Raw genomic sequence first — 7,191 nt, 5'->3', positions numbered from 1 at the left:
GGGGTTCGTCGGCCACCGGCGCGGGCGGCAGCGCGCCGCTCGGCAGCCCGCACCCCAGCGGGCAGCTCACGCCCACACCGGCCCCGAGCGGGAGCGCTGCGCCGGCCCCCGGCGCGGTCCCGCCGCCGACGAGCACACCCTTCGGTCCTGCGCGCTCGGCCGATATCGCGAGCTTCATCGCCGGCTACTACGGCATGCTGCCGGGCAATACCAGCGGTGCGTGGGCGGAGCTGGCCCCGTCGTATCAGTCCCAGACCGGTGGATATGCGCAATACGCCAGCTTCTGGTCGACCGTGTCCTCCGTGCGGGTCGGTGGCGTGACGCAGAGCGGTCCGGGCCGGGCGGTGGCCACGCTCACCTATACCCTGAAGAACGGGACCGTCACCTCGGAGAGCCGCTGGTTCACGGTGGATACGGCCTCCGGCCGGATGCTCATCACCGCGTCGGGAACCTGAGGGCGGGATCGGAAGGAGAGCTCCGGATGGCGGTGGCCGCGGTGCTGTGGGATATGGACGGCACGTTGCTGGATTCGGAGAAGCTCTGGGACATCGGGGTCCGGGAACTCGCCGAGGAGCTCGGTGGGCGGATGAGCGACACGCTGCGGCACGCGCTCATCGGTGCCGACGGGCCTACCGCCGTGCGCATCCTGTTCGAGGGCTTGGGCCTGCCACCCGATCCGGCCGCGATGACGGCCGCCGGCGTCTGGCTGGAGCGGCGGGTGACCGAACTGATGGCCGGCCCGATTCCGTGGCGCCCGGGAGCTCAGGAGGTGCTGGCCGGCCTCCGCGCGGCGGGCCTGCCCAGCGCTCTGGTCACCAATACCAAGCGCACGCTCACCGAGCTGTGCCTGGAAACCCTGGGCCGCGACATGTTCGACGTCTCGGTCTGCGGTGACGAGGTCGACTACGGCAAACCGGCGCCGGATCCGTATCTGCGTGCGGCGCGACTGCTCGGGGTGGACCCCGGAGAGTGTGTGGCCGTGGAGGATTCGCCCACCGGATCCGCGGCTGCGCTGGCCGCGGGATGCCGGGTCCTGGTGGTGCCCTGCGAGATCGCCGTCCCGCATCGGCCCGGGCTGACCTTCCGGGAATCACTGATCGGCCTGACCGTCGAGGAGCTGGGCCTGCTGCCCGCCGAACTGATCTGACCTGCGTCGCGCTCGTTGTGGCGGCGAATATCGCTGGCGCACTTGGCTACTCGAGGGTTTGTGACCTTTCCCAACGATATCCCGGAATCGGCTGTGCAATGTCGTCCGGCGGGTCACAATGATCTTCATGGCGGCGACAGGGGGTTGTGGCGACGTGGGTGCACCAGGCCGAACCGGCGGCGAAATCGGTGGAATCGAGCAAACTTCCGAGCAGACGAGCGAGTCCGGGACCCGGCCGCACCTGGCCGAGATCGTCGACCTCGAACGCTATCCGCTCGACGCGCCGGGCAGCGCCCGCTGGGACGAGGTGGTGCAGCGCGCGCGTGCCGAACTCGCCGCCGACGGCTGTACCGTCCTGACCGGATTCGTCCGCCCCGATATGCGCGCAACACTGCGCGCCGAGGGGGCGGAGCTGGCGCCGCATGCCTACTACCGGGTGGAGAAGGTCAACGCCTACAACATTCCCCTCGACAGTGAGCTCCCGCCCGATCACCCCGCGACGATCGTCCTCGAACGCGGAAACGCCTTCGTCGCACGCGATCTCATTCCGCGCACCGCCCTGATCCAGGTGCTCTACACGAGTGCGTCGTTCCAGCGGTTGATCGCCGACTGCTTCGGGCTGCCCCGATTGCACGAATACACCGACCCGCTGGCCGGATTGTGCCTGAACGTGGTGGCGCCCGGGATGTCGCATCCGTGGCATTTCGACACCAACGAGTTCACCGTCTCGATGCTGACCCAGGAACCGGATGCGGGCGGGGTGTTCGAATACTGTCCGCGCATCCGCACTCCCGAGGCGGAGAACCTCGCCGATGTGCGGGCGGTGCTCACCGGCGCGGGGGATCGATTCGTCCGCCGGCTCACATTGCGCCCGGGCGATCTGCAACTGTTCCAGGGCCGTTTCTCGCTGCACCGAGTCTCACCGGTGGCGGGTACCGGCCAGCGTCATACCGCGATCTTCGCCTACAGCGACCGTCCGGGCATCGTCGGCGCGGTCGAGCGCACCCGGCAATTGTTCGGCCGCGTCCTGCCGGACCATCTGGCCGCGGCGGGCAACGCCGTGCGCGGCGACCGACTACTCGACTGATCACTCGTTCGACTCAGGAGGATCGCCCGTGACGGTTTCGATGCACAGCACCGGAAAAGCCTCGTTCGACGACATCTACGACCGCCCCGATCCGAGCGCCTATTGCCGCCGGATGGCCGAATTGGACTACTGCATACCGGAGTTGGCGAAGCCGGCCTTTCTGGATCTGTTCTGTGAATACGAAACAGCCACCGGGAGCGCACCGACCGTTCTGGACCTCGGTTGTTCCTACGGAGTCAACGCCGCGCTGTTGCGCTTCGACACCACCATCGCCGAACTCGCCGAACATTATCGCGACGCCGACACCGCTACTTGCATCGCACGCGACCGGGCCCGGCTCGCCGCCGACGACCGGTTACCGCGGCTCCGCTTCATCGGGATGGACGCCTCCGCGCCCGCACTCGACTACGCGGCCGCGACCGGGTTGCTCCACGAGACGGTCCACGCCGATCTGGAAAGCGCCGATCCCACCGAAGCGCAGCGCCGCATCCTCGCCTCGGCCGATCTGGTGATCTCCACCGGCTGCGTGGGTTACGTCACCGGCCGCACCCTGACACGCGTGGCCCGCGCCCACGCCACGCGACTACCGTGGATGGCGCACTTCGTGCTGCGGATGTACCCCTTCGCCCCGATCGCGGAGGAACTCGCCGCGTTGGGATACCGGACCGAGCGGCGGCCCGGAACCTTCCGGCAGCGCCGCTTCGCCTCCGCCGCCGAACAGCAACAGGTACTGAATACCCTGGCCGCCAACGACATCGACCCGACCGGGTACGAATCCGACGGCTGGCTGCACGCCGAGCTCTACATCTCCGTACCCGAATCGACCCCCGAGGACTGCCCGTGACCGACCGTACCTTCGCCTTCGACGATCAGCTGCCGCGGGTACCGCTGCCCACCCTCGAGGACAGCTGTGCCCGCTTCCTGGAGTGGTCGCGACCGCTGCTGTCGGAGGACGAATACGCCGCCACCGAGCGCGCGGTGGCGGACCTGCTGCGCGCCGACGGGCCGGCCCGGATTCTGCACGCCGATCTGGAGCGATTCGACCGCACCCCGGGCGTCGGCAGCTGGCTCGACGAATTCTGGCCGTCGCGCTATCTGGGGCGGCGGGACCGGATCGCGGTGAACGCCAACTTCTTTTTCCTCTTCCGCGACGACACCCCGCTGGCGCGGTCGACGTCGGAGCAGCAGGCCGAGCGTGCGGCCGCGCTGATCACCGCGGCGGTCGACTACAAGCTGCGGCTCGATCGGGAGGAGATCCCGCCGGTCGTGCAGCGCGGTGCGCCGTTGTCGATGGCGCAGAACAAATCGCTGTTCTCCGAGACCAGGATTCCGGGCGACCCGCAGGACACCGTGCGCATGCCCTACACCGACGAATGGCCGGGGCCGTCGCAGGCGCGGCATATCGTCGTGTTCCACCACGGTGTGATGTTCCGGATGGAGGTGATCGGCGCATCGGGCGTGCCGCACGCGACCGCCGATCTGGCCGACGGCCTGCGCGCCGTGCTCAAGGCGGCCCCGGAGCAGGCGCCGGTGGACACCTCGGTCGGGCATCTGACCACGCTGGCCCGGGCCGAATGGGCCGGTGTGCGAAGCGGTTTGGCCGCCGACCCGGTGAACGCCGCGGCTCTCGACACCATCGAGACGGCGCTGTTCTGTGTCTGTCTCGACGATGTGGTTCCGGCCGATCGGCTCGCCGCCTGCGATCAGCTGCTGCACGGTGACAGCGGCAACCGGTGGTTCGACAAGGCGGTATCGCTCATCGTCTTCGCCGACGGCAGCGCCGGCATCAACGTCGAACACTGTGGCCTCGACGGCACCACCATTCTGTCGTTCGTCGACGCCCTGCTCGAGCAGACGGCGGCCGAGCACGCGGCCTCGTCGGGAGCGCAACCGCAAGGCCTGCCGTCCGTGGAGCCGATCGAATTCCGGCTCGACGACGAGCTGCGGGGCACCGTCGCCGCGGCCGCCGCCGACTTCGCGCAGTTCGTCGCCGACAATGCCACCACCACGGTGTCGTTCGACCGGTTCGGCACCACGCGCGCCAAACAGCTCGGGATCTCGCCCGATGCCTTCGCGCAGTTGAGTTATCAGCTGGCCCATCAGCGCAGTAAAGGCATGCTCGGGGCGACCTACGAATCCATCGCGACCCGCCAGTACCGCAACGGCCGCACCGAGGCGATGCGGGTGGTCACCCCGCAACTGCAGGAATTCGTTGCCGCCATGGACGATTCGTCCGCCGATGCGGCGGCGAAACTGACTGCCGCCCGGGCCGCCGCCACCGCCCACGTGGAACGCGCCAAACAGTGCCAGCGCGGTGAGGCGCCGGAACAGCATCTGTGGGAACTGCAGTGGGTGCAGCGCCGCCGCGGCGCCGAACTGGGGGCGACCGAGCCGATGCCCTTCTTCGACAGCCCCGGCTGGATCATCACCCGCGACGACTACCTGAGCACCAGCTCGGCGCCCTCGGCGAACATCGAGTACTTCGGCTTCGGTTGCACCAGCGAGAAGTGCATCGGGGTCGCCTACGTGCTGTTGCCGGACCGGTGGAACATCTACCTCGCGACCCCGAAAGCGGTTGCGGCGCAGATGTATCGGTTCGCCGAGGAGTTGCGGCGCGCGGTGGCCGAACTGGAGGAACTGCTCGCCTCGGCGTGACGGGGCGGCTACTGTCGCTTCCGTGGTCGATCCGGCGTCGCCGCGGTGGTCGTGGCGCACACTGACCCCGGCGGATTTCGCTCTGCTCGGGCAGTGGTTGGCGCAACCGCACGTCCGCCGGTGGTGGTATCACGACGTCGACGCTGCATCGATCGAGCGCGATTTCGGGCCCACCGCACGCGGCGAGGTCGCCGCGGAGGATCTGCTGGTCAGTGCCGACGACGTGCCGGTCGGGCTGGTGCAGCGGATTCGCTGGGCGGACTGGCCCGAGTACGTCGCCCAGGTGCGGCCGATCCTGGCGGTGTCCGCCGAGGCGGTGTCGCTGGACTATTTCATCGGTGACCCGAACCGGGTCGGGCGCGGGCTGGGCACGGCGATGGTGCGCGCGATCATCGCCGCGACCTGGGTCGATCACCCACGGGCCGACAGCATCGTGATTCCGGTGGCGGCGGCCAACCGTGCCTCGTGGCGGGCGTTGGAGAAGGCGGGCATGGTGCGGGTGGCGGAGGGAGAACTGCCGCCGGACAATCCGATCGACGACGGCCGGCACTACGTCTACCGGATCGAACGCCCGGACGCCGCGACCGGGTGACCGCGGGCACAGCTGCGGGAAGCGCGGCGGGCCGGGCCGATAACCGATTGCGGGACATATGCGGTCGTCTGAAAGAATGGCCTCCCGTGAAGACTTTCGAAACCTTGTTCGCCGAGCTGCAGGATCGTGCGGCCAACCGTCCGGAGGGTTCCGCAACCGTGGCGGCATTGGACGCCGGCGTGCATGCGCAGGGCAAGAAGGTGATCGAAGAGGCCGGTGAGGTGTGGATCGCCGCCGAGCACGAGACCGACGAGCGGCTCGCCGAGGAGATTTCCCAGCTCCTGTACTGGGTGCAGGTGCTGATGGTGGGCCGGGGCCTGCGGCTCGAGGACGTGTACCGACATCTGTGACAGGTGATCGCCCGGCCGTGACGGCCCCGGGCCCGGCGGTTCGACCGCTCCCTGACACATCCAGTCCGCTACCCGTCCCGAAAGGACATCCATGCTTCGCGTCGCAGTCCCCAACAAGGGCTCCCTGTCCGAATCGGCCGTCGAAATTCTGACCGAGGCCGGCTATCGCAAGCGCACCGACTCGCGCGATCTGTCGGTGATCGACAACGCCAACCAGGTCGAATTCTTCTTTCTCCGGCCCAAGGACATCGCCATCTATGTCGGCTCCGGGCGGCTCGATCTCGGCATCACCGGCCGCGATCTCGCCTTGGATTCCGGCGCGCCCGTGCAGGAGCGGCTGAGCCTGGGCTTCGGCCGCTCGACGTTCCGATACGCCGCGCCCGCCGGCCAGGAGTGGAAGGTCGAGGACCTCTACGACAAGCGGATCGCCACCAGCTACCCGAACCTGGTGCTCCGCGATCTGCAGCGGCGCGGAATCGAGGCCGAGGTGATCCGGCTCGACGGCGCGGTGGAGATCTCCATCCAGCTCGGCGTCGCCGACGCCATCGCCGATGTGGTCGGCTCGGGCCGTACCCTGCGTCAGCACGATCTGGTGGCCTTCGGCGACTCGCTCTGCGATTCCGAGGCCGTGCTGATCGAGGCCGTCGGCTCCGATCACGGCGACAAGGCCCGCAACCAGCTCGTCGCCCGGGTCCAGGGCGTGGTCTTCGCCCAGCAGTATCTGATGCTGGACTACGACTGCCCGAAGGATCTGCTCGATCGGGCGGCCGCCATCACGCCGGGACTCGAATCTCCCACCGTCTCCCCGCTGACCGATCCGGACTGGGTGGCCGTCCGCGCGCTGGTACCGCGCAAGCAGGGCAACGAGGTCATGGATCAGCTGGCCGAACTCGGAGCCAAGGCGATCCTGGCGACCGACATCCGGTCCTGTCGCGCGTTCTGACCCGGCGCCACCGGAACCGGGCGGCTACGGTCGCGGCACGGTGGCCGCGGCATCGGCCGGCCAGCCCGGATACGGCGGCGGCGTGCCACCGAACGCCGGGCACAACGGGCGATACTCGCAGAATCGGCACGACCATCCGGGCCGCGGCGGGAAGTCTCCGTTGCGCCCGGCGGTGGTGATGGCGGTCCAGAGCGCGGAGACGATGCGCTCGAATCGCGCCAGTTCGTCCGCATCGGGCGCATAGGTCAGGACCTCGCCGTCGCGCAGATAGAGCAGGCGCAATTGGGCGGGCGCGACGCCCCTGGTTCGGTACACGATCAACGCGTAGAACTTCAGCTGGAACAGCGCGCGCTGCTCGGCATCGGGCGCCGGGGCGCGGCCGGTCTTGTAGTCCACCACCCGTAATCGCCCGTCCGC

General features: G+C 68.8%; 8 protein-coding genes and 1 pseudogene. 8 read left to right on the top strand and 1 reads right to left on the bottom strand.

The window, feature by feature from the left end; genetic code table 11:
* The 8 genes and pseudogenes from ON37_RS13655 to hisG form a co-directional block, all read left to right on the top strand.
* Positions 1–455 (top strand): annotated as a pseudogene (locus ON37_RS13655) (serine/threonine protein kinase); the annotation flags it as partial.
* Positions 456–481: 26 nt separating this feature from the next.
* Entirely contained in the window at positions 482–1,147 is a 666-nt protein-coding gene (locus ON37_RS13650) for an HAD family hydrolase (protein ID WP_040719627.1), read from the top strand.
* Between the two features lie 127 nt (positions 1,148–1,274).
* On the top strand, positions 1,275–2,234 hold the full coding sequence (locus tag ON37_RS13645; RefSeq protein ID WP_245553188.1) for a HalD/BesD family halogenase: 960 nt from the start codon (positions 1,275–1,277) through the stop codon (positions 2,232–2,234).
* A 28-nt stretch (positions 2,235–2,262) separates the two neighbouring features.
* A complete protein-coding gene (locus ON37_RS13640; protein WP_217999935.1) occupies positions 2,263–3,078 on the top strand; it encodes a class I SAM-dependent methyltransferase in 816 nt (271 codons plus the stop codon).
* Positions 3,075–4,889 carry a choline/carnitine O-acyltransferase gene (locus ON37_RS13635; RefSeq protein ID WP_040719626.1) on the top strand — a complete coding sequence of 605 codons (1,815 nt, stop codon included), beginning with the start codon at positions 3,075–3,077 and terminating at the stop codon, positions 4,887–4,889. The genes ON37_RS13640 and ON37_RS13635 overlap by 4 nt, the downstream gene beginning before the upstream one ends.
* 22 nt (positions 4,890–4,911) lie before the next feature.
* Positions 4,912–5,481 carry a GNAT family N-acetyltransferase gene (locus ON37_RS13630; RefSeq protein ID WP_040719624.1) on the top strand — a complete coding sequence of 190 codons (570 nt, stop codon included), beginning with the start codon at positions 4,912–4,914 and terminating at the stop codon, positions 5,479–5,481.
* 86 nt (positions 5,482–5,567) lie between these two features.
* A complete protein-coding gene (locus tag ON37_RS13625) occupies positions 5,568–5,831 on the top strand; it encodes a phosphoribosyl-ATP diphosphatase (RefSeq protein WP_040719622.1) in 264 nt (87 codons plus the stop codon).
* A gap of 91 nt (positions 5,832–5,922) precedes the next feature.
* Positions 5,923–6,774 (top strand): ATP phosphoribosyltransferase, encoded by an 852-nt coding sequence (gene hisG / locus ON37_RS13620; protein ID WP_040719619.1) that lies wholly within the window; start codon positions 5,923–5,925, stop codon positions 6,772–6,774.
* Positions 6,775–6,798: 24 nt separating this feature from the next.
* Here hisG and ON37_RS13615 read toward each other — a convergent pair.
* A partial coding sequence (locus tag ON37_RS13615; protein ID WP_040719617.1) for a RecB family exonuclease occupies positions 6,799–7,191 on the bottom strand: 393 nt, incomplete at its 5' end.

The organism is Nocardia veterana NBRC 100344 (assembly GCF_000308855.1).
Classification (GTDB): domain Bacteria; phylum Actinomycetota; class Actinomycetes; order Mycobacteriales; family Mycobacteriaceae; genus Nocardia; species Nocardia veterana.
This window is presented reverse-complemented; position numbering and strand designations above follow the sequence as displayed.